Origin of the sequence: Thiorhodospira sibirica ATCC 700588 (assembly GCF_000227725.2) — a bacterium.
GTDB lineage: Bacteria > Pseudomonadota > Gammaproteobacteria > Ectothiorhodospirales > Ectothiorhodospiraceae > Thiorhodospira > Thiorhodospira sibirica.
Genome location: NZ_MU255056.1, coordinates 1,681,312 through 1,706,495 on the forward strand (window position 1 = coordinate 1,681,312; position 25,184 = coordinate 1,706,495).

Sequence of the window (25,184 nt, forward strand, 5' to 3'; positions counted from 1 at the left end):
TACAACCTGAGTCTGCAAGTCTTACGCACCGACACCTCCGGCATGCCGCTTGAGTGGATTGATTATCAACAGGCAGTACGCCTTTACTTTGCGCAGCAGGTGGCCTACACCTGCGGCAGTCTGCTCTATCGCATTCGCGGGGGTGTGCAGGCGCGTAGCGGGCGACGCAGCCTCATTGAGGTCAATTCCATCATCGCCACCCACGGCACCAACCGCGCCCTGCGTAGCGGCTATGTACCGCCTTTGAACAACCGGGCGCTGTTTCGCCGTGATGCCTGTTTATGCCTGTATTGCGGACAGCCGTTTAAACGCCATGAGCTTTCCCGCGATCATGTCACTCCGATTACTCAGGGCGGGCGCGATGTCTGGGAAAATGTGGTCACTGCCTGTAAGCGCTGCAATAATCACAAGGCCGGACGCACCCCTGAGCAGGCGGGAATGCAGCTGCTAGCCGTGCCGTTTATGCCCACCCATGCCGAGTATATTTACTTGCAAAGCCGCCATGTGCTGAGCGACCAGATGGCGTTTTTAAAGGCCCATTTCCCGCGCAGCAGTCCCTTACGTCAGCGTGCGCTGCAATAACACAGCCGCCGCTGATTTTCTCTCATCATTAGCTGAAACCACATGCACTATATTGGCGAATCCAACCACATCCATGGCGAGGCAGAATGCCTGGGCGTTTTACTGGCCAACACCGGCACCCCAGATGCCCCGACAGCCCCGGCCCTGCGTCGCTATCTCAAACAGTTTTTGTGGGATCCGCGAGTGGTCGAAGTGGCCAGACCGCTGTGGTGGGTGATTCTCAACGGTGCCATCCTGCAGGTACGCCCGCGCCGTAGCGCTGAACTTTACGCCAAGGTCTGGACCCCGGAGGGTTCGCCCTTGCTGGCCATCACCAAAGCCCAGGGACAGGCCCTGCAAAGTGTGCTTGAGCAGCGCCTGCCCGGCCCGGTGCGGGTTGCCATCGCCATGCGCTATGGACATCCCAGCGTTGCCGAGGCTTTAGAACAGCTGCGTCAGGCCCGCGCCCGGCGTATCCTGGTATTGCCGCTGTATCCACAATATTCCGCCTCCACCACCGGCTCAATCTTCGACGCCCTGGCGGAAAGTTTCACGCGCTGGCGCTGGGTGCCTGAGCTGCGCTTTATCAACCACTACTATGACGCGCCTACTTATATCGAGGCCCTGGCACACAGCGTGCGCAGCCATTGGGCGCAACAAGGCCAGCAGGACTACCTGATGATGTCATTTCACGGCGTCCCCAGAAGCTACCTGCTCGCCGGTGATCCCTACCACTGCCACTGCTTTGTCACCGGTCGCCTGCTCGCCGAACAGCTCAAGCTGGAACGCACCGCCTGGGAGCTGACCTTTCAATCTCGCGTAGGCAGTCAGGAATGGCTCAAACCCTATACCGAAGAAACCCTCAAACTCTTGCCCCGTCAAGGCATCAAACGGATCAGCGTCATTTGCCCCGGCTTTGCCGCCGACTGTCTGGAAACCCTGGAAGAAATCGCCGTAGAAAACCGCAAAAACTTCCTCAAAGCCGGTGGCGAACATTACAGCTACATCCCCGCCCTCAATGGCCAGGACATGCACATTGAAACCCTCGCTCAGCTGGTCATACAACACACCCAAGGCTGGCCCGAGGCGGCACCGGACTATGACGCCGTCCAAGAAGCCGTCAAGGCTGAGCTCACCCGACAACGCGCCATGGAAAAAGGCGCCTCGCGGTAATCCCTGCATCCGTTTTGCGCCCATAAAAAAAGCCTGCCACATTGGGCAGGCTACAAACCTCTTGGGGGGGAGGCTGGGATCTCCTATCACCTGGCTGAAAATCGGTACCGTGGCAGCTATCTTAAGACTGCTTTCGCCTGAGGCGACACGGTAGGCACTTAAAAACGTTTCTTAACCTGTCTTGACAGTTGCTTAGCTTAATAGGTTCAAGCACTTTTAAAATTTTTTAGGTTGCCGGGCTAGGCTGTTGTTATAACCTAGTATTTAACTAGGATTTAGGCTTATTGTACTAAACCTAGTATTTATGTCAACTATTATTTGCAGAATTTTTTACAGCGCCGCCATCTGGCAAAACGCGGCAGGACCGGGTTTACTCCCATGCCCCGTGGGTGCGTGCAGCGGCCGGATCGGGATTTAAGGCAGGCAGTGGGCGTGGGGGTGCGCTGTGCGGCAGCGGGAAGTGAATGCGAAAACAGGCACCCCCTTCGGGGCGGACGAGGTATTCCAGCCGTCCGCCATTGCTTTCGCACAGTTCGCGGGCGATGTACAGACCAAGCCCGGTGCCACTGCTGTGCTGGGCGTGGCTGACAAAGGGTTCAAAGATTTGTTGGCGCCAGCCCAGCGCTACCCCACAGCCATTGTCGATGACATCAAGTACGCTGTGTTGTGAGATGGGATGCGTGCCGCCAACCAGTTCAATGAGAATGTCGGGCTTGGGACGGGCGGCATGGGCGAGTGCGTTTTGGCACAGATTCCACAGAATCTGGTGCAGTTGCTGTGGATCAAACATGACCTGAGAATCTGCGGGTTTGACCTGAATCTTGAGTTGCGGCGCGGCCAGCCCGTGATGGGTTTTGAATTCCTGGGCAAATTGCTCAAGCCAGGGGCTCAAAGGCATTAGGCCATGCTGGTGCGGGGTGCGCCGCGACATGCACAGCACGTCCTGGATCACGGTGTTCATGCGCTGTGATTGTTCGCGGATAATTTTGAGCAGGCGTTGATCGGCAGGGTTGTGGCTTAAGGCCGGTGATTCCGCCAGCAGTTGTGCCGCATGGCTGATGGCGCCGAGGGGATTGCGGATTTCATGGGCGATGCTGGCGGTCAACCGCCCTACAGAGGCCAGCTTGGCGGCTTGCATCTGGCGGCGCATCTCGGCGGTGTCGTCTAAAAAAATCAAGGCTCCGGTGGCACCTTCCATGGTCCACGGACTGAAGCGCACCCGCAATTCCGGACTTTGATCATTGCCGTCAAGCTGCACGCTGCCCAGTCCATCAGGGGCGGTTTTCCAGGCATGAAAGGCACGGTGCAAATCGGCGGATAGGGGTTTTAGGGATTCCACGGGACGGGGATGCAGGCCCAGAAGATTCCAGGCGGCGGCGTTGATCAGAAAGGGATAGCCCTGTTGGTTCACGGCAATAACGCCGGCTTGCATACTGTCAATGATATGCGCATTGAGCCGCGTCATATTGGCCAGATCGGTACTGTGGCGCTTGGCCAGGGCTTCGCTTTCACGCGCCCGCTTGGCCAGGGTGAGTGCCAGTAAGGCCGTTGCCAGCAGACCGGCCCCCAAAAGCCCCGTCTGGGTAAAGGCGCCATCACCAAACTCATGTACCAGGGCACGCACTAACTCGCTGAGCAGTAAGGCAAGAAAGGTTAGCGCCGCCAGCAATAGCGCGGTGCGTCCCTGCAATAGCAAACTCAGCCCCGCCACGGCAGGAATCGCCAGCGTCCCCAAACCGCTTTCCACACCGCCACCGGCCTGGGTTACCCAGGTGATCATGACGATATCGGCACCGGCATGCAGATACACTTGCCAGTTAAAGGGCACCCAGCGAGGCAGGGCGCTTAACAGCATTAACCCGCCCCCGGCCAGCAGGTAGGCATTGAGCGCCCACAAAAAGCGCTCGCTGTCTTGCAGGCCGACGCGCTCCAGGCCAGTATCGGTAAAATGCAGCACAAACAGCAAGGTAATGGCGAGCAGTCGATACACGCAAAACAGGCGCAAGGAGCGCCACTGCATCCCTGCGGTGTGCCGATGGGTGGGCTGCAACGGGCTTAATAATCCGGTTCGTTGCCCGGTTTCCATTTGATATTACAGCCCAGGCTGGGTTTTTGCTCTGCCGTTATCGCCTGCCCACTGAGCAAGGCATCCACCGCCTGGCGCATATCCGCGCCGGTCACCATCACATCATTGCCTGGCCGGGCGCCATCAAACTGGCCACGGTAGACTAAGCGACGCTCGCCATCAAACAGGAAAAAATCCGGGGTACAGGCCGCCTGATAAGCCTTGGCGGTTGCCTGGCTCTGGTCATACAGATAGGGGAATGGATAAGCAAAACGGCGCGCATCGTCTTGCATCTTCTCCGGGCTGTCCTCCGGAAAATTGTCGGCATCGTTGGCATTAATGGCGATCATCGCCAGCCCCTGGGGGATATATTCGCGCCCGAAACGCGCCAGTTCATGACGGAGCATCTGCACAAAAGGGCAGTGATTGCAGATAAACGCCACCAGATAGCCTTTGGCCTGGGCAAAGTCATCCAAGCTTATGGTGTTGCCGGTCACTACGTCCGGCAAGCTGAAAGGCGGGGCCTGGGTTCCCAGGGCCAACATCGTAGACGGAGTGCGTGCCATGTTGTTCTCCTCAAAGATTATTTGAATATTTTGTTATCGTGAGACTTAGCGGTCAATCACCTCAAGCGAAGTCGGGGCTTAGCCGTATTGCGTGAAAAGCCCCTGCCTTGAGGCATGGGGAAGGATAGCGCGGCCTGCGCAGCCAGGTCTATCATGTTAACGTGTCTTGTTAAACCGGCAATCAAATAGCTACGCATTGTGCGATGATGTGTTGCATGAAAAAAGAGGATGCCAGAACCCTGTACCCGGCGGCGCAGGAAAAAAAGCGCAAGACGGCGATTCGTCTTTTAAAACACAAAGCACTATCCCATCTTCGCAAACTGCAAAAGCCGCCCAAGCGGGTAGCGAGCTATTTCCAGGCCGGATCCATTCAATATGCAGCGGTGTAGCTATTTGGTTGGCGGATTAATATCTTACATCTACCGTGGCAAAACGGGTCATTGTTAACGCCTCCTCATCAGCCAAGCAGATACACATCCATGCGGGTGCTGGAGCCCATGAGCTGATGGCTTGGGCGGCAACCGCCCAGAGGTTCTGCTTTGGCGGGACGTTTAACCACTACGCGCTTTTGTGCCACACCCAAAGCCTGCTGCAATACCTGTGCGGCATCTTCATCCTCGCCCAGTAATTGCTTGAACACTCGCATTTCTTTTTTTACCAGCGCGGATTTGTCCCGCTGCGGATACATGGGGTCCAGATAGATGACTTCGGGGCTTTGGGCGGGGGTTAGGTCTGCCAGATAGGTGCTGGCCTCGCTGTGCTTAAGGCGCATGCGCACGATGATGGGGGCGGTAGGTGGGTGCTGTTGGGCGCGGTGCAGGGCATCTTCCAGCAGGGCGTGAATGATGGGGTGGCGTTCTAGCAGGGTGACATGACATCCCAGGCTGGCCAGGATAAAGGCATCACGCCCCAGACCTGCGGTCACATCCAGCACGCCGGGGCGGTGACCGCCCTTTAAGCCCACCGCACGGGCAATGGCTTCGTGGCGAATGCTGCCGTGTGTCTTGCGATAGCCAAGCTTTCCGCTGATAAAATCGGCATACACCGGGCCTTGTTGGGGATTTTCGCCATCATGCAAGGCTAGGCCATGCTCACCATAGCGCAGATAAAGCCCGGCGGTTTGCGCTTGCTCGCTAGACGGACAAAATAAAAGGCCCAGGCGTTGCGCCAGGGCCTCGGCAGGTGCCTGCAGCGTGGCGCTACAGGCACAGACACACAGCTTAGGACTTCTTGCCACCTTTAGCACTGCCACCGCTTTCTGCGGCCTTTTCAATCTGGCGGGTGATCATCCATTGCTGACCGATGGAGAGCAGGTTGTTGACAAACCAGTACAGCACCAGACCGGCCGGGAAGAAGGCGAAGAACACCGTGAAGATGATCGGCAAGGCCAGCATGATCTTTTGCTGAATCGGGTCCATCGGCGGCGGATTGAGCTTATGCTGCACAATCATGGAAATACCCATGAGCAGCGGCAGCACAAAGTAAGGGTCACGCGTGGACAGATCCTGAATCCAGAAAATCCACGGGGCCTGGCGCAATTCCACGCTTTCCAGCAGGGTCCAATACAGCGCGATAAACACCGGAATCTGCACCAGAATCGGCAAGCAGCCTCCGAGCGGATTGATCTTCTCCTTTTTATACAGCTCCATCATAGCCTGATTCAGCCGCTGTTTATCATCCGCATAGCGCTGTTTGAGCGCCATCATCTTCGGATGCACAGCGCGCATTTTCGCCATGGAGCGATAGCTTGCCGCCGAAAGATGATAAAACACCAGCTTGATCATGATGGTGAGAATGATGATCGCCCAGCCCCAGTTACCCACAAAGCTGTAGATGGTTTTCAGCAACCAGAACAGCGGTTTGGCGAGGAAGGTAAAGATGCCATAGTCAACCGTCAGTTCCAGACCGTGAGTAACCTCAGACAGCCGGTCTTGTAACTTTGGCCCCACCCAGAACTGTGTGCTGAAGGTATCGGCATACCCGGGATTGATCACCAACGGCTCAGAGCGCATCCCGATGATATATTCCGGCCGGGTAGGTGTACCCACGCCCCGGGTATAGAACATATTCAGCTCGGATTCGTCGGGGATCCAGGCCGTCAGGAAATAATGCTGAATCAAGGAAATCCAGCCACCCTGTACATCTTGATCCACGGGCTTGCTGGCCATCTCTTCCAGCGAGATTTTTTCATAGCGGGTGTCGAAATACGCCCCGCCGGTGAAGGTATATAAAAACCACGATTCCCGATCCGGGGTGGAGCCATGACGGATCTGGCGATACTGACGGCCAATCCAGGGGTCCTGGCTGTCGTTGATCACCTCATGGGAGACATCAATCAGGAAATCGCCGCGCCGGAAGGTGTAGGTTTTGATCACCTGGATGCCATCCGGGCCGGTCCAGGTCAGCGGGACGGTGAGCTCATCGGCGCCATTGAGACGATACTCAGCCTGCTCAAAGCTGTACATGGCATGATGACTGGGGGCGCGGCCTTCGCCATCGGTACCGGGCACACGATCATGAATCAAACCAGACTGGGCAATATAGCGGCGGATGCGCTCATCAAGCAGGCGCACCGGAATATCTGGCGTATTCAGGCTGACCGGATAGGTCGGCAGATCGGCTTGTACCAGATCACCCCCACGGGGGTCGATCAGAATATCCAGAACATCCGTGACGACCCGAATACGGGGACGCTCAGGCTCCATACTGGCCAGCGGCGTTTGCGGGGCATCTCGTGCCTCGGAAATGGGGGCATCGGGAATATCACGCGGCGGCGAGGCCTCATCACCTAGTACGGCGCGCTCATGGGCCGTGGGAGCGACCGGCTGCGGACCATAATCACGCTGCCAGGCTTGCCACACCAAAAAGAGGGTGAACAGCAGAAAAAGATAAAGGACGGGGCGAAAGTTATCCATGTTCAAGGCTTCTTATGAAGGTTTTCTGGTACGGGGTCGTATCCGCCTTCACACCACGGATGACAACGCAACAGGCGACGCACCCCCAGCCACGTCCCGCGTAATGCTCCGTGCATCTCAATGGCTTCCATGGTGTAACACGAACACGAGGGCGTAAACCGGCAATGCTGGCCAATAAAAGGACTGAGGGTATAACGGTATATCTTGATCAGCAGGATCAAAAACTGGCGGATTATTTGCTCAACCGTAGCCACAATTTTTCCAATGCCCCCCGGAGTTGAGCATTCCGAAGCTCGGCCGCACCCGGCCTGCACATAAATACCAGATCAAAGGAGCCAAGGCGGGCCTGATTTTGGCGAAAGGATTCACGAATCAAACGCTTGATGCGATTACGCGCCACCGCTTGACGGGCGCACTTGCGTGATATGGCAAGCCCAAGCCGGGGGCCGTCACCGTCGTTACTGCGCAACACAACACTAAAGGGATGCACAAACACCCGCTGGGCATCCGTAAATACCCGGCGATACTGCGTTGGCGTGATCAGCCGGGATGACTTGGGATAGCGCTGTGTCGTCTCGCCAAGGTTCAAGGTTTAGGGGCAAAGCCGCACACGCCCTTTTGCCCGGCGTGCCTTAAGAACAGCACGTCCGCCTTTGGTGGCCATTCTGGCACGAAAGCCGTGGGTGCGTTTACGGTGCAGTTCACTGGGCTGATAAGTTCTTTTCATCGTCGTATGTCTTGATTAAGCGCTGTTCGGTTGAGGGAATATTTAAGGAAACGGCACTCATTTGGAGTGGATCAGATAGCCTGCATGCGCCAATCCGCCTGAGTTCTCAATGCACAAGATCGCTATCCTTGAGGCAAGCATGAACACTTGCAACGGCAGCGCCTGCTGCGCATCGGCTTTAAGGGGGGGAATGCTAAAGGGGATAGGTCCTAGTGTCAATATAAACCATCCACTTAAGGAATTGCTGAGTTAATTGGCAGTTTGTTGACGCGTGTGGGTTGGGCTTCTAAACGCGAAGGGATATACTAGGCGTGGCTGGCAACCTTAACTGCTCTACCCGTGGCAAGCCCGTCCGGTAACGGCGGCACTATGGCGGGGATGGTCCCTGTTGTAGCCGGGAAGGTCAGGCCTGTGGTGGCGTTGTGCCGGTGCAGGAAAAAACCGCGCGGTTTTGCGCATGATGATAGCAAAATTAGATTGATGTCGAACGCAAACACCTTAAAACCCAAACGTCCGCCTTTATATACTCCGGAAGAGCGCGCCCGCCGTGATGCTTCACGCTGGACCCTGGTGCAGGGGATTCTGGCGCCGCTGCAATTTGTGGTATTTTTGATCAGCCTGTATTTTGTGCTGTATTTTTTAGCCACCGGTGAGGGCTATCTCGCCGCGACGATTTCGATTGTGATCAAAACCTTGATCCTGTATACCATCATGGTGACCGGGGCTATCTGGGAAAAGGAGGTCTTTGGCCATTATTTGTTTGCCAAGGCGTTTTTCTGGGAAGATTTTGTCAGCATGTTTGTCATTTTGCTGCATACGGTGTATATGGCTTCACTGATCTGGAAGTTTTTGACCCCTGAGGAACAGATGTGGGTGGCCCTGGCAGCCTATGCCATTTATGTCATCAATGCCGCGCAGTTTTTGTATAAATTACGTCTTGCGCGCCTGTCTGCACAGGCCGAAGATGAGGCTGCGGCTGCTGCCCGCGCCGCCAATCCTGAGCCGGTGAAATGAGTACAGCGCCTATCTCTTCTCCACGCCAAGCCTGCCATCCGGCCAGTGAACTTACGGTGTTGCGTGAGCGCGGCCAGCAGACGGTTTTTTGCGGTCTCACCGGGATTATCTGGCTGCATCGCAAGATTCAGGATGCCTTTTTTCTGATTGTGGGTTCACGCACCTGTGCCCATTTGATGCAATCTGCCGCCGGGGTGATGATTTTTGCCGAGCCGCGTTTTGGCACGGCGCTGCTTACCGAGCGTGATGTTGCCGGTTTGGCCGATGCCAATGAGGAGCTGGATCGGATCTGCGTCACTTTGCTGGAGCGTCGCCCGGATATTTCTACCCTGTTTTTGGTGGGTTCGTGTCCTTCCGAGATTATCAAGCTGGATTTGTCCAAAGCCGCTGAGCGTTTGAATGCGCGGCTGGGGGCAAAGGTCCGGGTGCTGGATTATTCAGCCTCCGGCCTGGAAACGGCCTTTACCCAGGGTGAGGATGTGGCGCTTAAATCCATGGTGCCCTTGCTGCCGGAAACCGATGCCAAGCAGCTTTTGGTGGTGGGTTCGATGGCCGATATTGTCGAAGATCAGTTTCAGCGTATCTTTACACAACTGGGAATTGAGTCGGTGCGCTTTTTTCCGCCGCGCCGGGCCACGGATTTACCCCCGGTGGGCAAGCAGACGGCGCTGCTACTGGCCCAGCCCTTTAATCATTCCACGGTGCGGGCCTTGATGGCTCGCGGGGCGCAGCTATTGAGTACGCCCTATCCTTTCGGCGCAGAAGGCACTACCGCCTGGTTGCAGGCGGCGGCAAATCACTGGGGAATCAGCGAGGCCCACTTTGCGCAGGTGACCGCGCCCTTGATTGAGCGGGCCCGCACCGGGTTGGCCAAATACCGCGAGCAGTTGGTCGGCAAGCGTTTATTTTTTATGCCCGATTCGCAGCTTGAAATTCCTCTGGCGCGGTTTTTACAGCGTGAGCTGGGGATGGTACTGGTGGAAGTGGGCACGCCGTATCTGGATCGGCAGATGATGGCCCCGGAGCTGGCCTTGCTGCCCTCGGGTGTGACCTTGAGTGAGGGACAGGATGTGGATGCCCAGCTGGATCGGGTACGCGCCAGCCGCCCGGATCTGACGGTATGCGGCCTGGGTTTGGCTAATCCGCTGGAGGCTGAGAATCTGACCACCAAATGGTCCATTGAGCTGGTGTTTACGCCGATTCATGGTTATGACCAGGCGGCGGATTTAGCCGAGATTTTTGCACGGCCATTGCGGCGTCGTGCGCAACTGGTGGTATGAGAATCCCAAGATGCAGCTGACGATTTGGACCTATGAAGGGCCGCCGCATGTCGGTGCCATGCGTGTGGCAACCTCCATGCAGGGCCTGCACTATGTGTTGCATGCCCCGCAGGGCGACACCTATGCAGATTTGCTGTTTACCATGATTGAGCGCCGCGATCATCGCCCGCCCGTCACCTATACCTCGTTTCAGGCGCGGGATTTGGGGGCAGATACCGCAGAACTACTTACCCAGACAGTGGCCAGGGCCTATGAGCGCTTCAAGCCACAGGCGATGCTGGTTGGTGAATCCTGCACCGCCGAACTGATTCAGGATCAGCCAGGTGCGCTGGCCCAGGGAATGGGCCTGCCGATTCCGGTGATTGCTCTGGAGCTGCCGTCTTATTCCAAAAAAGAAAACTGGGGGGCGGCTGAGACTTTTTATCAGCTGGTCAGAACCCTGCTGCATGATCTCATTCCCCCGCCGGGTAGCGGCCCGCGTGAGCGCCCTGCCGGACAGCCTCCTCGTGCCAATATTTTAGGCCCAACGGCCCTGGGTTTTCGCTGCCGCGATGATGTGGTGGAGATCACGCGCCTGCTGGCGCAATTGGGGATTGAGGTCAATGTGGTGGCGCCGCTTGGCGCATGTCCCTACGATGTGCGGCTTATCCCTGAGGCAGATTTTAATATCAACCTGTATCCGGAGGTCGCCCACAGCGCGGTTTCCTGGCTGCAGCGCACCTTCAAGATGCCCGCAACCAAGATTGTTCCCATTGGCGTGGGCGCTACGCGTGAATTTATCGCAGAAGTCGCGGCCCTGGCTGGGGTTGATCCGGCTCCGGTCTTGAGCAAGGAACAACCGGGGGTGGCGGCCTTAAGTGCCTCGCAGTCACGGCTGCATTGGTATTCGCGTTCGGTGGACTCGACCTATCTGACCGGCAAGCGGGTGTTTATCTTTGGTGATGCCACTCATGCCTTGGCAGCGGCGCGTATTGCCCGCGATGAAATGGGTTTTGAGGTGGTCGGACTGGGAACCTATGCGCGTGAATTTGCCCGCGAGGTGCGGGCGGTAGCACAGGAACTGGGCATTGAGGCGCTGATTACCGAGGATTATCTGGAAGTCGAGGCCGCCGTCGCCGCCTTGCATCCTGAACTGGTCTTGGGAACGCAGATGGAGCGCCATATTGCCAAACGCCTGGGCATCCCCTGTGCGGTGATTTCGTCGCCAGTGCATGTGCAGGACTTTCCGGCGCGCTTTGCCCCGCAGATGGGCTTTGAAGGGGCGAATGTCATCTTCGATACCTGGATTCATCCACTGATGATGGGACTTGAAGAACATTTGCTGGGCATGTTCAAGGAGGATTTTGAGTTTCATGATCAGGCCTCGCCTTCCCATCTGGGCAAGGCCAGCCTGCCTGCCGCGACGTACGCGGCGCAGGCAGGTGAGCCGCGTGCTGTTGCCAGCAGTGCGCCCCAAGAGGCCGTCGCGGCCCCGGTTGCCGGTGATGATACCCCGCACTGGGCCCCCGAGGCGGAAAAAGAGCTGAGTAAAATCCCCTTCTTTGTAAGGGGCAAGGCCCGTCGCAATACCGAGCGCTTTGCGCGTGAACGCGGCGTTACAACCATTACCACAGAGACCCTCTACGATGCCAAAGCACACTTCGGCCGCTGATCCGACTGCCGTGCGCGTCGTGATCGTTACCCTCGACAGCCATCTGGCCACCGCCGCCGAGCGCGCACGCCCGATGCTTATGCGCGAGCTGCCAGGACTCACCTTAACCCTGCATGCCGCGTCTGACTGGGCGGATGATCCTGCGGCGCTGGATCGTTGCCGGGCAGATATTGCCCAAGGCGACATCATTATTGTCACGATGCTGTTTATGGAAGAACACATTCAGGCGGTATTGCCGGCCCTGCAGGCCCGTCGCGAACACTGCGATGCCATGGTAGGTTGCCTGGCGGCCGGGGAAATCGTGCGCCTGACCCGTCTGGGGCAGTTTACGATGGATGGCTCGCAAAAAGGCCCGCTGGCGCTGCTCAAGCGGCTGCGCGGCAAACAGGATGATCAGCCCGACAGCTCCTCGGGTGCCAAGCAGATGGCGATGTTGCGGCGCATCCCGAAAATCTTGCGCTTTATTCCGGGAACTGCGCAGGATGTGCGCGCCTATTTCCTTACCCTGCAATACTGGCTGGCCGGCTCCGATGAAAACGTCGCCAACATGGTGCGTTATCTGATCAACCGCTATGCCGATGGTCCGCGCAGTGGGTTGCGCAATAAATTCAAGGTGGATGCCCCCCTGGAGTATCCAGAGGTTGGGGTCTACCATCCCAACATCAAAGACCGCATCACCGATCAACTCAAAAAACTCCCCAAAACCGCCCAGGGCAAGGGCACGGTCGGGGTGCTGGTGATGCGTTCTTATGTCCTGGCAGGGAATACCGCGCATTACGATGGCATGATTGCCGCATTGGAAGGGCGCGGCCTGACCGTGATTCCAGCCTTTGCCAGTGGCCTGGATGCGCGGCCTGCCATTGAGCGCTTTTTTATCAAGGATGGCAAAGCCACGGTTGATTGCGTACTGTCGCTGACCGGTTTTTCCTTGGTCGGTGGCCCGGCCTATAACGACGCCAAGGCCGCAGAAGAGATCCTTGCCAGTCTGGATGTGCCCTATATCGCCGCCCATGCGGTGGAATTTCAGACCATGGTGCAATGGCGCTCCTCGGATAATGGCCTGTTGCCGGTTGAGGCCACCATGATGGTGGCGATTCCGGAGCTGGATGGCTCGATTGGGCCAACGGTGTACGGCGGGCGCTGTGAGGCCGTCAATGGCGTGTGTCAGGGCTGCAAACAGGCCTGTCAATTGCCAGAGGGGCACGATGAGCGGGATATGCATGTGTGCCGTGAGCGGGTGGATATGCTGGCTGCGCGTGTGGAAAAACTGGCCACCCTGCGTGCTACCAAGCCCGCCGAGCGCAAGATCGCGATTACCATTTTCAATTTCCCGCCCAATGCCGGCAATACCGGTACCGCTGCCTATCTGGGCGTTTTTGAGTCCCTGTATCGTACCCTGGGCGCGCTCAAGCAGGCCGGTTATCAGGTGGACATGCCTGACAGCGTAGATACCCTGCGCGAGCGCATTGTCAATGGCAATGCCCAGACCTTGGGCGCCCATGCCAATGTCTATACCCGCATTTCGGTCGATGATCATGTGCGCCGCGAGCGCTATCTAAGCGAGATAGAGGCCCAATGGGGCCCCGCTCCCGGACGCCAGCAAAGCGATGGCGGCTCGATTTTTGTGCTCGGTGAGCGCTTCGGCAATGTCTTTATCGGCGTACAGCCCGCCTTTGGCTATGAAGGCGACCCGATGCGCTTGCTGTTTGAGAAAGGCTTTGCCCCGACCCATGCCTTCTCGGCCTTTTATCGCTATCTGCGCGAGGATTTTGGCGCTCATGCGGTCTTGCATTTTGGCACCCACGGCGCGCTGGAATTCATGCCCGGCAAACAGGCCGGGATGTCTGGCGATTGCTGGCCGGATCGCCTGATTGCCGATTTGCCCAATTTTTACCTGTATGCCTCCAATAATCCCTCGGAAGGCACCATTGCCAAGCGTCGCTCTGCGGCTACCTTGATCACTTATATGACGCCACCGGTGGCTCATGCAGGTCTGTATCGCGGTCTGCTGGATCTCAAGTCCTCCATTGACCACTGGCGCAATCTGGAGCCCAGTGCCACGGAGGACCGGGCGCGCTCCATCAGCGTGATTCAGGCACAAGCCGCAGAACTGGAATTGACCTCGGCAGAACCGGCCTGGACGCTCGAAGAATCAGAGGCCAAGATCGTTAGCCTGAGCGAGGCGGTGCTGGAACTGGAATACACCCTGATTCCGCATGGCCTGCATGTGGTGGGCGAGGCGGCCAACGAGCAGGAGCGCCGCGAATTGCTCAGCTCCATTGCCGAGGCATCGACAGGCAGCCGTCTGCCCGAGGCAGCGATTGCGGCGCTGGTGAGCGGCGCCACTGCCGAGAAGGCCCTGAAGGCCGCGCAGTTTGAAGGCAATGAAGATAATTTGGCGCTGTTTAACGAGCTGGTCAATACCAATCGCCTGCTCTCGCAAGACCATGAGCTGCCCGCCATTATCCGCGCCCTGGATGGTCGCTATATTCGTCCGGCCCCGGGAGGGGATGTGTTGCGTACCCCCAGCGTTCTGCCGACCGGGCGCAATATGCACGGCTTTGATCCCTTCCGCATTCCCAGCACCTTTGCGATGGCCGATGGCCTCAAACAGGCCACGATTTTGCTGGATCGCTATATGCAGGATGGGCATCCCTTGCCGGAAAGCATTGCGATGGTGCTGTGGGGAACCGACAACCTCAAAAGCGAAGGTGGCCCGATTGCCCAGGCCCTGGCCTTGATCGGTGCCAAACCCCGTTTTGACGGCTATGGGCGACTGGCGGGTGCGGCGTTGATTCCGCTGGAGGCGCTGGGTCGCCCACGCATTGACGTGGTGATGACCCTGTCGGGGATTTTCCGCGATTTGCTGCCCTTGCAGACTCGTCTGCTGGCTGAGGCGGCCTTCCTTGCCGCGACCGCCGATGAACCCATTGAGCAAAACTTTGTGCGCAAACATGCGCTGGAATATCAGGCCAAGCATCAATGTGACCTGGAAACGGCGGCCTTGCGCGTCTTCAGTAATGCCGATGGGGCCTATGGCTCAAATGTCAATTTCATGATCGACAATTCCTGCTGGAATGAGGAAGATGAGCTGGCCGAGACCTATACCCAGCGCAAGAGCTTTGCCTATGGGCGCAAAGGCCGTCCAGTCAAGCAGGCGCAATTGCTTGAAGCGGTGATGGGCAAGGTGGAGCTGGCCTATCAGAATCTTGATTCGGTCGAGCTCGGCGTGACCACCGTGGATCACTACTTTGATACGCTGGGCGGCATCAGTCGCACGGTGCAGCGTGCCAAGGGTGGTGATACGGTGCCAGTGTATATTGGTGATCAGACCAAAGGCGAAGGCACGGTGCGCACCCTGTCTGAACAGGTGGCCCTGGAAACCCGCACCCGGATGCTTAACCCCAAATGGTATGAAGGGATGCTCAAACACGGCTATGAAGGCGTGCGCCAGATCGAATCGCATGTCACCAATACCATGGGGTGGTCAGCGACCACCGGCCAGGTTGCGCCGTGGGTGTATCAACAACTGACGCAAACCTATATCCTTGACCCGGTCATGCGTGAACGCATGGCGGCCCTTAACCCCACGGCCTCGGCCAAGGTCGTCAATCGCCTGATTGAGGCCCACGAACGGCAATACTGGACTCCCGATCCAGCCATGCTGGAGGCCCTGCGCCAGGCGGGTGAGGAGCTGGAAGACCGCCTTGAAGGCATTACTCCTGAAAATACAAAATCTGAGGCGGCTGCATGAGTATTGGCAAAATCCCCCTGGTGGCGATGAGCACTGGGGGAGCGGCTGCCCCGCCGGATGGCGAGGGCAGTGTACAGTTTCATTTAGACCCATCGGTCAATATCGGCAAGGCCAAGGTCTTTGCGGTGTATGGCAAGGGGGGGATTGGCAAAAGCACCACATCGTCCAATTTATCGGTGGCTTTTTCCAAACTGGGCAAGCGGGTCTTGCAGATTGGCTGCGATCCCAAGCATGATTCCACCTTTACGCTCACCAAGTGTCTGGTGCCGACGGTCATCGACGTGCTGGAATCGGTGAACTTTCACACCGAGGAACTGCGGGTTGAAGATTTTGTGTATGAGGGCTATAACGGTGTCATGTGCGTTGAGGCGGGTGGTCCACCGGCGGGCACCGGCTGTGGCGGCTATGTGGTTGGCCAGACGGTCAAGCTCTTAAAAGAGCACCACCTGCTTGAAGAAACCGATGTGGTGGTGTTTGATGTGCTTGGGGACGTGGTCTGCGGGGGCTTTGCTGCACCTTTGCAACATGCAGACCGCGCCCTGATTGTCACCGCCAATGATTTTGACTCGATTTTTGCCATGAACCGGATTGCCGCCGCCATCATGGCCAAGGGCAAAAATTACAAGGTGCGCATGGCTGGCGTTGTCGCCAATCGCAGTGATGCCACCGACGAGATTGACCGCTTTAATCAGGTGGTGGGTCTTAAACGCATGGCCCATTTTCAAAATCTGGATATCATCCGCAGAAGCCGTCTGAAAAAGTCTACACTGTTTGAGATGGAGGCGCTTTCTGCCCAGGATGAGGCGGAGCTGAAAATGGTGCAAAATGAATATCTGCAATTGGCTGAGGCCCTCTGGGCAGGCACCGAGCCATTGGCGGTAAAACCCATGAAGGACCGGGATATTTTTGATTTATTGGGGTTTGATTGATGGCTAAGGGTTCATACGAAAAACGGCGCGGCCAGATTGAAAATTATTTTGATCGTACCGCCGCCAAGGCGTGGGAGCGCCTGACCTCCAATGCACCTGTCAGCCGGGTACGCGCCACGGTGCGCGCCGGGCGCGATGAGATGCGTGCGACGCTACTGAGCTGGCTGCCGGAGGATTTAAACGGGCGGCGGGTGCTGGATGCCGGTTGTGGCACCGGTGCCTTTGCCTTTGAAGCTGCCCGGCGCGGGGCTGAGGTGGTTGCCATTGATCTGTCACCGACCTTGGTGGATCTGGCACGCGAGCGCATGCCCAAGGATTTGGGGCCGGGATCCATTGATTTTCGTGTCGGCGACATGTATGACCCTCATTTAGGTGACTTTGATCATGTTGTTGCCATGGATTCGCTGATTCATTATCAGGTCCATGATACTGTAAGCGTCTTGGCAGGACTGGCGGCAAATACCCGGCATTCGATGGTGTTTACCTTCGCGCCGAAAACCCCGCTATTGGCAGTCATGCATGTCAGCGGCCGATTATTTCCCAGAGGCGATCGTTCGCCCTCGATTGTGCCGGTGGCGGAAAAAAAATTGCGTACCCTGATAACGGAAGAATCACGCATGGGTGGCTGGCGCATTGAGCGCACCCAGCGCATTCAGCGCGGTTTTTATACCTCACAAGCCCTGGAGATTGTTCGTTTGTCAACTACCCCGCCCTAAAGGGCGGAGCTTGCCTGCCTGCCGCGCCGCACCTGCCTGCGCCGCGTGCGTCGCGGCAGGCAGGCGCGGCGCAGGCAGGTGAAAGCAAGCTAGGTTGACCAGCCTAAGCCCGCCTGACCAGAAAGGTCGAAAGGGGCTACGTGTACAACAGGTCGTTAAGACTCACCGGCAGATGCTTCCTCAGTCTGCCGCTCTGGAAGGTCAGGATCATGCTGACGCAAGGTAAAACGTCGAAGGTTTTGATCGCCGCGCCAGCGGGAGCCGGTTGTACACATTGGCGAGGGGAGCGAGCCGCAAGGCTCCGTCACCAGGCCCTTACGGGCAGAGCCTCACGGCCCAGCAGGTGGAAGGCCTGCACCTAACGATTTCCGGCGGCTGCAATACCACAGCCGCTATCCCTCCCCGGCCTGAAGGCTGGGGTTTCTCGCGGAGGAACTGATGAGTCAAAAGGCAGCAAACGAGGGTATCACTAATTTCTGGCGTACCATCGGCCCTCGTTTTCTCCCCTTTGCAGATGCGGCGACCAAGGAACTGCCACTGACGCAGATTCTGCGTCTGTCGCTGTTTCAGATTTCTGTGGGCATGGCGGTGGTGCTTTTGACCGGCACCCTAAACCGGGTCATGATTGTCGAGCTGGGCGTGCCCTCATCACTGGTGGCGCTGATGGTTGCCCTGCCTTTGGTCTTTGCCCCTTTTAGAGCCTTGCTGGGCTTTCGCTCCGATACGCATCGCTCCAAGCTGGGCTGGCGGCGGGTGCCGTTTATCTGGATGGGCACCATGCTGCAGTTTGGCGGCCTGGCGATTATGCCCTTTGCCTTGCTGGCACTGTCAGCGGATTATGTCCCCAACTATATCGGTTATACGGGGGCGGCCCTGGCCTTTTTACTGGTAGGGGCGGGTTTTCATACCACCCAGACGGCCGGGCTTGCGCTGGCAACAGATCTGGCGCCTGAGGAGGTTCGTCCCAGGGTTGTGGCACTGCTGTATGTGATGTTGCTGCTAGGTATGGTCGGCAGTGCCCTGATCTTTGGCGCCTTGTTGCAGGATTTCAGTGAGGAACGCCTGATCCGGGTGATTCAGGGCGTGGCGGTGGCCACCATGGCATTAAATATTCTCGCGCTGTGGAAGCAGGAAGGGCGCGATCCCAGCCGTACCCGAGGGAGTGGTCCTCGGCCCAGATTTTCCGAGGCTTGGCAAACCTTTTCTCAGCAGGGTCGTACCTTGCGGTTTTTAGTGGCAGTCGGTCTGGGAACGGCTGCATTTACGATGCAAGACATTCTCCTTGAGCCTTACGGGGGTGAAATCCTGGGGCTTTCGGTGAGTGCAACAACAATGCTGACCGCCTTGTTTGCCGGGGGAACCTTGGTTGCGTTCGCCCTGGCAGCAAAAGTGCTCTCCAGCGGCTTTGATCCACACCGTTTGGCCGCACTGGGGATCTTGGTTGGCGTTGTTGCCTTTTCATTGGTGATCTTTTCGGCACCAATGGATTCTCCCATGTTCTTTCGCATTGGCGCCGCTTTGATCGGTTTTGGGGGTGGACTTTTTATTGTCAGCACCCTGATCATTGCCATGGGACTAGTGCATGGGGGACAAAGTGGTCTCGCCTTGGGGGCGTGGGGCGCGGTGCATGCAACCGCTGCCGGTCTGGGTGTTGCCTTGGGGGGTGCCATTAACGATGCGGTATCCTGGCTTGCCGCACGCGGGTTACTCAGCGCATCCTTGGATTCGCCAGTAACCGGGTACGCCGTGGTGTATCACCTGGAAATCTTGTTGTTGTTTGCCACCTTGGTTGTAATTGGCCCGCTGGTGCGCTCGGCGCCAACGGCCTCATTGCAGCCGCCTTCGAAATTCGGCATCGCCGAGTTTCCTAACTAAAAAACTTTAGCCTTAAGCTAAGGAGGTTATCTCATGGGAATCGGTTCTATTACAGAGTATATGGATGTAGGCCAACTGGTGATCTGGACCTTTTGGTTTTTCTTTGCTGCGCTGGTGTATTATCTTCGCATGGAAGACAAGCGTGAAGGTTATCCGCTGGAAGCTGATCTGCCGGATGCCTCTGGCAAGATTGGCCTCAGAGGGTTTGATTTTCCGCCTATTCCTGCACCCAAAACCTTTTTGCTCGCCGATGGCGGTACTGTGACGGTACCCAACGACAAGCGTGATACTCGCCCGATTGCCGCTAAACCGGTAGCCCCTTGGCCAGGTGCGCCCCTGCATCCCACCGGCAACCCGATGCTGGATGCTGTGGGTCCTGCAAGCTATACCGAGCGTGCGGATGTCCCTGATCTGACCATCGAAAAAGAACCCAAAGTCGTGCCGATGCGCTCAGCCAAGGGCTTCTCCATTCATCCCAAAGATCCTAATCCGATTGGCATGACTGTTTTTGGTGCTGATGGTGAAGTCGGTGGCAAGGTCGCGGATGTCTGGGTAGATCGTTCCGAGCCGCAGATCCGCTATCTGGAAGTAGAACTGAGCGGCGGAGGTCGTCGTTTGCTGCCGATTTATCTGGCTCGCGTCAATGCCCGTGGCAAGAAAGTCACCGTGGAATCCATCATGGGCAACCAGTTTGCCAATGTACCACGGACCAAGAGCGGTGGCAGTGTCACCCGTCGTGAAGAAGACCGTATCTCGGCCTACTACGCCGGCGGAACCCTTTACGCCAAGCCGATTCGTACGGAGTCCTGGTTGTGAGAGAGCACGAAATAGAGCCGGTCAGAGGTTTGCCAGAGCCGCTACCAGCAGGGGAAGAGATGCTTTGGCAGGGATCGCCTACCTGGGGTAGTCTTGCCCTTCGCGCCTTTCACGTAAGGAAAGTCGCGATCTATTTCGGTTTGCTGGCGATCTGGCGTGCAGCCTATGTGATGAACGACGGCCACCCCTTGGGGGAGGCCGTCATTTCCGCCCTGTGGCTGGTAGTGTTGGGATTGATCACCATGGGGATTTTATCCCTGCTGGCCTGGGCACATGCCCGGGTCACGGTTTACACCATCACCAACAGGCGGTTGGTGATCCGCTTCGGGGTGGCCTTTCAGATGATTGTCAATTTCCCGTTTAAGGTGATTGAGTCCGCCTCCCTGAAGACCTATGCCAATGGCAACGGCGATATTCCGCTGATTTTGACCAAGGGCCAACGTGCCAGTTACATTCTGTTGTGGCCAAACGTGCGTCCTTGGCAATTTGTCAGGCCGCAACCGATGCTGCGTGGTATTCCCGATGCCACTGGGGTTGCCAAGATTTTCAGCGAGGCGCTCCAGGCCGATCTTGCGCTGCGTACCGCACAGCAGCCGGCTGAAGCTGAAGTATCAGCCGCAGCCGATGCAGCTACGCCAGTTAAGGATCAAGTCTGAGCTCATGATGCCTCGCATCTTTGTACAGACCCGCCGATTCATGTCCGAGCCTGCTTTGCGTGCGGCAGCAATGCTTCTGTTGCTGTGTTGCCTGGCTTTTTTGCAGCTGGCGCACGCAGGGTTTGGCGACGATGAGACCTTGGCCGGACAAAGCCGCGATCTGGTCTTTCAGTCGCAAGAAGGCGGCGTGCTGGCCATTTATGCCCTGGATGCACAGGGCCACCCTCATTTGATTGAAACCCTGGCCTCGGGTGAAGGAGGCTTTATTCGCGGTGTTGTGTTCCAGGGCCTGGCACGCGAGCGTAAACGTCAAAACATCGCCATGGATGCGCCGCTACGTCTCAGTGGTGGCAGTGGAGGGCGCTTGCTGCTCGAAGACACCTTCACGGGTGAAGCCATCAATTTACGGGCGTTTGGACCCAGTAACGCGCAGTCATTTGCCGCGCTATTAAGTGCCGCCCTGACTGTGCACTAGCCCACGCGGGTCCTTGCGGCCCCCCTTTCTGGCAGAAGTGACGCGTGCTTGAATACGGTTTGCCGGTGCTGTTCACCCTCTTTATCTGGTGGTTTAGCACCGGATTCATTCTCTATCTTGATGGTTTACCTAAAAAAACCTTTCGCTACAGTCTACTTGGCGCCACGCTAGTGCTGCTGGCGGCGCTGTATGGGCTTGCTCACAGCGCCCACGATACCAGCATCTTCGCGGCGTATCTGGCCTTTAGCTGTGGTCTGCTGGTCTGGGGCTTTATTGAAATCACCTTTTTAATGGGGGTGATTACCGGCCCCAGACGCACACCCTGCCCTGCTCAATGTAGCCAGTGGCAGCGTTTTTGGTATGCGATTCAGGCGATTTTGTATCACGAGCTGGCGATTATTGCCTGTGCCGTGCTGATTGCCTGGATGACCTGGGGCGGCGCCAATCAGGTTGGCTTGTGGACCTTCCTCGTCTTGTGGATCATGCGTCAAAGCACCAAGCTCAATCTTTTTTTGGGCGTGCGCAATCTCGGCGAGGCGATGTTACCCGCACATTTGCAGTACCTTAAAAGCTTTTTTGTCAGAAAGCCCATGAATTTTTTGTTTCCGGTGTCGGTGACCCTATCCACCATTGTGGCCACCTTGATGCTACAGACCATATGGCTGGCCGAGGCGGGCAGTTTTGAGGCCGTGGCCTTGACCTTGGTAGCCACGCTGGTGGTGCTGGCGATTCTGGAACACTGGTTTTTGGTGTTGCCAATTCCCTTTGAGGCGCTGTGGAGCTGGGGGCTGCGCTCCCATGAAGAAAGCGCCATCCACGAAGAAGCCACCGATGAGCTGAAAAAAGACCCAGGCAGTCAGGGTGACGCCTTGCGCTGTCGCTCAACGGTCAAACAGGGTGCCTGAGGGGCTGGATGCGCCAAAAACATAGCCGCACACCCCGCCTTGTCGCTACAATCTCCATTTGCTAAAAAATACACTACATCAGGATACCCTTTGCATGAGTGATCAGAAAAAACCATCCCACACCTTTAAGCAGGTGCGCATTACGCGCAATGGCGGTCGTGTTGTCTATCAACCTGCGGTTGAGGGGGTTTAAGTATGTCAGTTCCATTTCCTTTTTCTGCGATTGTCGGGCAAGACGAAATGAAGCTTGCCATCTTGATTGCAGCGGTAGATTCCAAGGTTGGCGGGGTGCTGGCCTTTGGGGATCGTGGCACCGGCAAATCCACCACCGTGCGGGCGCTGGCGGCCTTATTGCCCAAGATGCGGGTGGTGGTGCATTGCCGTTATGGCTGTGATCCGCAGCGTCCGGCGGGATTGTGCGAACTGTGCAAGGGCGGCGGGAAAAAAGGCAGTAAGAAGGACGAAGCCGAGGCCGAGCTGAAAGGGCGTCTGGTGCAGGTGCCGGTGGTGGATCTGCCCTTGGGTGCCACAGAGGATCGCGTGGTGGGTGCCTTGGATCTGGAACGCGCCCTGACGCAAGGCGAAAAAGCCTTTGAACCGGGTTTGCTGGCACGCGCCCATCGCGGCTTTCTCTATATTGATGAGGTTAACCTGCTGGAAGATCATCTCGTCGATCTGCTGCTTGACGTGGCGGCCTCCGGGGAAAATGTGGTTGAGCGTGAAGGGCTGAGTGTGCGCCATCCTGCGCGCTTTGTGCTGATTGGTAGCGGTAACCCTGAAGAAGGCGAACTCAGGCCGCAGCTGTTAGATCGTTTCGGCCTGTCGGTGGAGGTCAAAACCCCTGAAGATTTGCTTACCCGCATCGAAGTGGTGCGCCGCCGCGATGAATACGAAAAAGACCCGGAGGCCTTCGCCAACAAATGGAAAAACAAGGATGCCAAATTGCGCCGCCAGATCAGCAATGCGCGTGACCGGCTCGAATCGGTCAAAGTGCCTGACGCTGCCCTGGAGCGTGCGGCAAGGCTATGCATGAGTCTGGGTACTGACGGCTTGCGCGGTGAGTTGACCCTGGTGCGCGCTGCGCGTGCCTTCGCCGCCCTGGAAGGCGATGACACCGTAGAAGACAAGCATCTGCGCACCATTGCCCCGCCCGCGCTGCGTCACCGTCTGCGCCGCAACCCGCTCGATGATGCCGGTTCGGGAACCCGCGTAGCCCGTGCCATTGAGGAGTTATTTGGTTCCCATGACGCCTGATCCACGCAGCTACACCCCCTGGGATGATGCAACCTTTGTCGCTGCATTGTTTGCCGTGGACCCGGTGGGCACGGGTGGCGTGTGTTTGCGGGCGTTGCCGGGGCCGGTGCGCGATCAATGGCTCAACCATACCCGCGAGCTGTTACCGCCGGAGGCTCCGGTGCGGCGCGTACCGGTACACATTGCCGATGGTCGCCTGCTGGGTGGCCTGGATCTGACCGCTACCCTGCAGGCCGGACGTCCGGTGGCGGAGCGTGGGGTTTTAGCGGATGCGCATAACGGTGTGGTCATCATGGCGATGGTGGAGCGCTTGCCCACCGCGATGGCCGCGCGCCTTGCCGCCGTGCTGGATGCCGGTGAGGTTGCGCTGGAACGCGATGGTATTGCGCTGCGCTCCCCCGCCAGACTGGGCGTAATTGCGCTGGATGAAGGCATCTCCGAGGATGAGCGCCCGCCCACGGTATTGCTGGATCGACTGGCCTTTCTGTTGGATCTTTCCGGCATTGCCTACCAGTCGGCGGTGAGCTTTCCCTATGATCTTGAGCAGATCACCGAGGCCCGCCACCGTCTGCCGCAGATCGAGGTCAGCGAGAGCATCCTGGAAGTGCTGTGTGCCACCGCGCTGATGTTTGGCATCACCTCGCTGCGTGCTCCCTTACATGCCTTAAAGGTCGCACGCGCCTCAGCAGCACTGGCCGGACGCAATGAGGTCAGCGCCGAGGATGCGGCCATTGCCGGTCGTTTGGCACTAGCCCCTCGTGCCACCGTCATCCCGGTGATTGAGGAAGAATCCCAGGAAAACGAGGCCGAAGAAGCACCGCCAGAACAGCCCCCCGAGCCACCCCCGGATCAGCCGCCCCAAAACGACGAGCCTCCCAAGGAAGATGAAGAGTTGCAAATTGATATGGATCAGCTGCTGGAAGATCTGGTGCTGGAAGCGACCAAGGCCGCGATTCCAGCCGGTTTACTGGCGCAGCTCAAGGTCGCCGGCGGCAGCAGTCGTGGTCAGGCGCGTAGCGGCGGACGTGCCGGCGCGGTGCAAAAATCGCGGCAACGGGGCCGTCCTGCGGGCACCTATCGCGGCGAATTGCGCTCCGGGGTGCGCCTGAATGTGATTGAAACCCTGCGTGCGGCAGCGCCCTGGCAGCCGATTCGTCGGCGTGAGCGATTGCGGGAACTGGCCGAGGACATCGCCCGACGAACGGCTCGCGTGGAGGTGCGCAGTGATGATTTTCGCATCACTCGCCTCAAGCAACGCTCCCAGACCACCAGCATTTTTGTCGTGGATGCCAGCGGCTCCGCCGCCTTGCATCGTTTAGCTGAGGCCAAGGGCGCGGTGGAACTGCTGCTGGCCGATTGTTATGTACGCCGCGACCGCGTGGCCCTGATTGCCTTCAGGGGCAGCGGCGCGGAGTTGCTATTGCCACCGACCCGCTCACTGGTGCGCGCCAAGCGCAGCCTTGCCGGTCTGCCCGGCGGCGGCGGTACGCCCCTGGCCGCTGGTATCGAAGCCGCCTGGGCCTTGGCGGATACCGTCAAGCGTCAGGGCGATACGCCGGTACTGATCTTTCTGACTGACGGCAAGGCCAATATCGGGCGCGATGGTAATCCTGGCCGGGCCAAGGCCAATGAAGACGCGATCACCGCCGCCCGCATGATCCGCGTCGATGGCATGACCGCGCTCCTGGTCGACACCTCACCGCGCCCGCAACCCACCGCACAAACCTTGGCCCAGGAGATGGGCGCCCGCTATCTGCCACTGCCCTTTGCAGATGCCAATACCCTGTCCATCGCAGTGCAGGCGGTGACGGCCTAGGTTTGTCTTCCCGCTGCACGGGAAACCACGCATGGA

23 protein-coding genes are annotated in these 25,184 nt (G+C 57.8%); 16 read left to right on the forward strand and 7 right to left on the reverse strand.

The features are described from left to right. The first annotated feature begins 42 nt into the window (after nt 1–42). Both THISIDRAFT_RS07975 and hemH read left to right on the forward strand, forming a co-directional pair. Nucleotides 43–582, forward strand: coding sequence for an HNH endonuclease (locus tag THISIDRAFT_RS07975; RefSeq protein WP_050984845.1), 540 nt, complete (start codon nt 43–45; stop codon nt 580–582). Between the two features lie 42 nt (nt 583–624). After that, entirely contained in the window at nt 625–1,734 is a 1,110-nt protein-coding gene (hemH, locus tag THISIDRAFT_RS07980; RefSeq protein WP_006786598.1) for a ferrochelatase, read from the forward strand. 370 nt (nt 1,735–2,104) lie between these two features. Here hemH and THISIDRAFT_RS07985 read toward each other — a convergent pair whose 3' ends face one another. Both THISIDRAFT_RS07985 and THISIDRAFT_RS07990 read right to left on the reverse strand, forming a co-directional pair. After that, a complete protein-coding gene (locus tag THISIDRAFT_RS07985; protein ID WP_006786597.1) occupies nt 2,105–3,820 on the reverse strand; it encodes a sensor histidine kinase in 1,716 nt (571 codons plus the stop codon). Next, nucleotides 3,790–4,365, reverse strand: coding sequence for a thioredoxin family protein (locus tag THISIDRAFT_RS07990; RefSeq protein WP_006786596.1), 576 nt, complete (start codon nt 4,363–4,365; stop codon nt 3,790–3,792). The genes THISIDRAFT_RS07985 and THISIDRAFT_RS07990 overlap by 31 nt, the downstream gene beginning before the upstream one ends. 215 nt (nt 4,366–4,580) lie before the next feature. On the opposite strand from THISIDRAFT_RS07990, the gene THISIDRAFT_RS07995 reads away from it, so the two are divergent. After that, complete coding sequence (locus THISIDRAFT_RS07995) at nt 4,581–4,754, forward strand: hypothetical protein (RefSeq protein ID WP_246585352.1); 174 nt, start codon at nt 4,581–4,583, stop codon at nt 4,752–4,754. Between the two features lie 68 nt (nt 4,755–4,822). Here THISIDRAFT_RS07995 and THISIDRAFT_RS08000 read toward each other — a convergent pair whose 3' ends face one another. Genes THISIDRAFT_RS08000 through rpmH form a run of 5 tightly spaced genes read right to left on the reverse strand, consistent with a single transcriptional unit; the run spans nt 4,823 to nt 8,007 of the window. Continuing rightward, on the reverse strand, nt 4,823–5,602 hold the full coding sequence (locus THISIDRAFT_RS08000) for a class I SAM-dependent methyltransferase (RefSeq protein ID WP_246585353.1): 780 nt from the start codon (nt 5,600–5,602) through the stop codon (nt 4,823–4,825). After that, nucleotides 5,586–7,280: a membrane protein insertase YidC gene (yidC, locus tag THISIDRAFT_RS08005; protein ID WP_006786593.1), complete on the reverse strand. Its 1,695-nt coding sequence runs from the start codon at nt 7,278–7,280 to the stop codon at nt 5,586–5,588. Before yidC ends, THISIDRAFT_RS08000 begins: the two co-directional genes overlap by 17 nt. 2 nt (nt 7,281–7,282) lie before the next feature. Beyond that, nucleotides 7,283–7,594 (reverse strand): membrane protein insertion efficiency factor YidD, encoded by a 312-nt coding sequence (gene yidD, locus THISIDRAFT_RS08010; protein ID WP_418896130.1) that lies wholly within the window; start codon nt 7,592–7,594, stop codon nt 7,283–7,285. Next, a complete protein-coding gene (rnpA, locus tag THISIDRAFT_RS08015; RefSeq protein ID WP_040851584.1) occupies nt 7,513–7,869 on the reverse strand; it encodes a ribonuclease P protein component in 357 nt (118 codons plus the stop codon). Before rnpA ends, yidD begins: the two co-directional genes overlap by 82 nt. 3 nt (nt 7,870–7,872) lie before the next feature. Next, nucleotides 7,873–8,007, reverse strand: a complete 135-nt coding sequence (gene rpmH / locus THISIDRAFT_RS08020) for a 50S ribosomal protein L34 (protein ID WP_083824567.1) — start codon at nt 8,005–8,007, stop codon at nt 7,873–7,875. A gap of 480 nt (nt 8,008–8,487) precedes the next feature. Here rpmH and bchF point away from each other — a divergent pair, with 480 nt between their 5' ends. The 13 genes from bchF to THISIDRAFT_RS08085 all read left to right on the forward strand — a co-directional run bounded on the left by bchF (nt 8,488) and on the right by THISIDRAFT_RS08085 (nt 25,148). Continuing rightward, nucleotides 8,488–9,021, forward strand: a complete 534-nt coding sequence (gene bchF / locus THISIDRAFT_RS08025; protein ID WP_040851582.1) for a 2-vinyl bacteriochlorophyllide hydratase — start codon at nt 8,488–8,490, stop codon at nt 9,019–9,021. Beyond that, nucleotides 9,018–10,301, forward strand: a complete 1,284-nt coding sequence (locus THISIDRAFT_RS08030; RefSeq protein WP_006786590.1) for a ferredoxin:protochlorophyllide reductase (ATP-dependent) subunit N — start codon at nt 9,018–9,020, stop codon at nt 10,299–10,301. Before bchF ends, THISIDRAFT_RS08030 begins: the two co-directional genes overlap by 4 nt. 10 nt (nt 10,302–10,311) lie before the next feature. Continuing rightward, the gene (gene bchB / locus THISIDRAFT_RS08035; RefSeq protein ID WP_006786589.1) at nt 10,312–11,952 is read left to right on the forward strand and encodes a ferredoxin:protochlorophyllide reductase (ATP-dependent) subunit B; all 1,641 of its coding nucleotides are present in this window, start codon (nt 10,312–10,314) and stop codon (nt 11,950–11,952) included. Then, nucleotides 11,927–15,706 (forward strand): magnesium chelatase subunit H, encoded by a 3,780-nt coding sequence (locus THISIDRAFT_RS08040; RefSeq protein WP_006786588.1) that lies wholly within the window; start codon nt 11,927–11,929, stop codon nt 15,704–15,706. The genes bchB and THISIDRAFT_RS08040 overlap by 26 nt, the downstream gene beginning before the upstream one ends. Next, nucleotides 15,703–16,635, forward strand: a complete 933-nt coding sequence (gene bchL, locus THISIDRAFT_RS08045; RefSeq protein ID WP_006786587.1) for a ferredoxin:protochlorophyllide reductase (ATP-dependent) iron-sulfur ATP-binding protein — start codon at nt 15,703–15,705, stop codon at nt 16,633–16,635. Before THISIDRAFT_RS08040 ends, bchL begins: the two co-directional genes overlap by 4 nt. Beyond that, nucleotides 16,635–17,351: a magnesium protoporphyrin IX methyltransferase gene (gene bchM / locus THISIDRAFT_RS08050; RefSeq protein ID WP_006786586.1), complete on the forward strand. Its 717-nt coding sequence runs from the start codon at nt 16,635–16,637 to the stop codon at nt 17,349–17,351. The genes bchL and bchM overlap by 1 nt, the downstream gene beginning before the upstream one ends. Nucleotides 17,352–17,789: 438 nt before the next feature. Beyond that, entirely contained in the window at nt 17,790–19,226 is a 1,437-nt protein-coding gene (locus tag THISIDRAFT_RS08055; RefSeq protein WP_006786585.1) for a BCD family MFS transporter, read from the forward strand. A 33-nt stretch (nt 19,227–19,259) separates the two neighbouring features. Beyond that, complete coding sequence (gene puhA, locus THISIDRAFT_RS08060) at nt 19,260–20,042, forward strand: photosynthetic reaction center subunit H (RefSeq protein ID WP_006786584.1); 783 nt, start codon at nt 19,260–19,262, stop codon at nt 20,040–20,042. Continuing rightward, nucleotides 20,039–20,698: a photosynthetic complex putative assembly protein PuhB gene (gene puhB / locus THISIDRAFT_RS08065; protein WP_006786583.1), complete on the forward strand. Its 660-nt coding sequence runs from the start codon at nt 20,039–20,041 to the stop codon at nt 20,696–20,698. Before puhA ends, puhB begins: the two co-directional genes overlap by 4 nt. A gap of 40 nt (nt 20,699–20,738) precedes the next feature. Continuing rightward, nucleotides 20,739–21,173, forward strand: a complete 435-nt coding sequence (puhC, locus tag THISIDRAFT_RS08070) for a photosynthetic complex assembly protein PuhC (protein ID WP_139063961.1) — start codon at nt 20,739–20,741, stop codon at nt 21,171–21,173. A 44-nt stretch (nt 21,174–21,217) separates the two neighbouring features. Then, the gene (gene puhE / locus THISIDRAFT_RS08075; RefSeq protein WP_006786581.1) at nt 21,218–22,078 is read left to right on the forward strand and encodes a putative photosynthetic complex assembly protein PuhE; all 861 of its coding nucleotides are present in this window, start codon (nt 21,218–21,220) and stop codon (nt 22,076–22,078) included. A 195-nt stretch (nt 22,079–22,273) separates the two neighbouring features. Continuing rightward, the gene (gene bchI, locus THISIDRAFT_RS08080; RefSeq protein WP_006786579.1) at nt 22,274–23,332 is read left to right on the forward strand and encodes a magnesium chelatase ATPase subunit I; all 1,059 of its coding nucleotides are present in this window, start codon (nt 22,274–22,276) and stop codon (nt 23,330–23,332) included. Further along, complete coding sequence (locus THISIDRAFT_RS08085; RefSeq protein WP_006786578.1) at nt 23,322–25,148, forward strand: magnesium chelatase subunit D; 1,827 nt, start codon at nt 23,322–23,324, stop codon at nt 25,146–25,148. The genes bchI and THISIDRAFT_RS08085 overlap by 11 nt, the downstream gene beginning before the upstream one ends. The last annotated feature ends 36 nt before the right edge of the window (nt 25,149–25,184 follow it).

Bases quoted from the DNA above. Each gene is read 5' to 3' on its own strand.
- THISIDRAFT_RS07975 (WP_050984845.1), top strand. From the start codon at position 43: ATGCCGCTTGAGTGGATTGATTATCAACAGGCAGTACGCCTTTACTTT.
- hemH (WP_006786598.1), top strand. From the start codon at position 625: ATGCACTATATTGGCGAATCCAACCACATCCATGGCGAGGCAGAATGC.
- THISIDRAFT_RS07985 (WP_006786597.1), bottom strand. From the start codon at position 3,820: ATGGAAACCGGGCAACGAACCGGATTATTAAGCCCGTTGCAGCCCACC.
- THISIDRAFT_RS07990 (WP_006786596.1), bottom strand. From the start codon at position 4,365: ATGGCACGCACTCCGTCTACGATGTTGGCCCTGGGAACCCAGGCCCCG.
- THISIDRAFT_RS07995 (WP_246585352.1), top strand. From the start codon at position 4,581: ATGAAAAAAGAGGATGCCAGAACCCTGTACCCGGCGGCGCAGGAAAAA.
- yidC (WP_006786593.1), bottom strand. From the start codon at position 7,280: ATGGATAACTTTCGCCCCGTCCTTTATCTTTTTCTGCTGTTCACCCTC.
- rpmH (WP_083824567.1), bottom strand. From the start codon at position 8,007: ATGAAAAGAACTTATCAGCCCAGTGAACTGCACCGTAAACGCACCCAC.
- bchF (WP_040851582.1), top strand. From the start codon at position 8,488: ATGTCGAACGCAAACACCTTAAAACCCAAACGTCCGCCTTTATATACT.
- THISIDRAFT_RS08030 (WP_006786590.1), top strand. From the start codon at position 9,018: ATGAGTACAGCGCCTATCTCTTCTCCACGCCAAGCCTGCCATCCGGCC.
- bchB (WP_006786589.1), top strand. From the start codon at position 10,312: ATGCAGCTGACGATTTGGACCTATGAAGGGCCGCCGCATGTCGGTGCC.
- THISIDRAFT_RS08040 (WP_006786588.1), top strand. From the start codon at position 11,927: ATGCCAAAGCACACTTCGGCCGCTGATCCGACTGCCGTGCGCGTCGTG.
- bchL (WP_006786587.1), top strand. From the start codon at position 15,703: ATGAGTATTGGCAAAATCCCCCTGGTGGCGATGAGCACTGGGGGAGCG.
- bchM (WP_006786586.1), top strand. From the start codon at position 16,635: ATGGCTAAGGGTTCATACGAAAAACGGCGCGGCCAGATTGAAAATTAT.
- THISIDRAFT_RS08055 (WP_006786585.1), top strand. From the start codon at position 17,790: ATGAGTCAAAAGGCAGCAAACGAGGGTATCACTAATTTCTGGCGTACC.
- puhA (WP_006786584.1), top strand. From the start codon at position 19,260: ATGGGAATCGGTTCTATTACAGAGTATATGGATGTAGGCCAACTGGTG.
- puhC (WP_139063961.1), top strand. From the start codon at position 20,739: ATGTCCGAGCCTGCTTTGCGTGCGGCAGCAATGCTTCTGTTGCTGTGT.
- bchI (WP_006786579.1), top strand. From the start codon at position 22,274: ATGTCAGTTCCATTTCCTTTTTCTGCGATTGTCGGGCAAGACGAAATG.
- THISIDRAFT_RS08085 (WP_006786578.1), top strand. From the start codon at position 23,322: ATGACGCCTGATCCACGCAGCTACACCCCCTGGGATGATGCAACCTTT.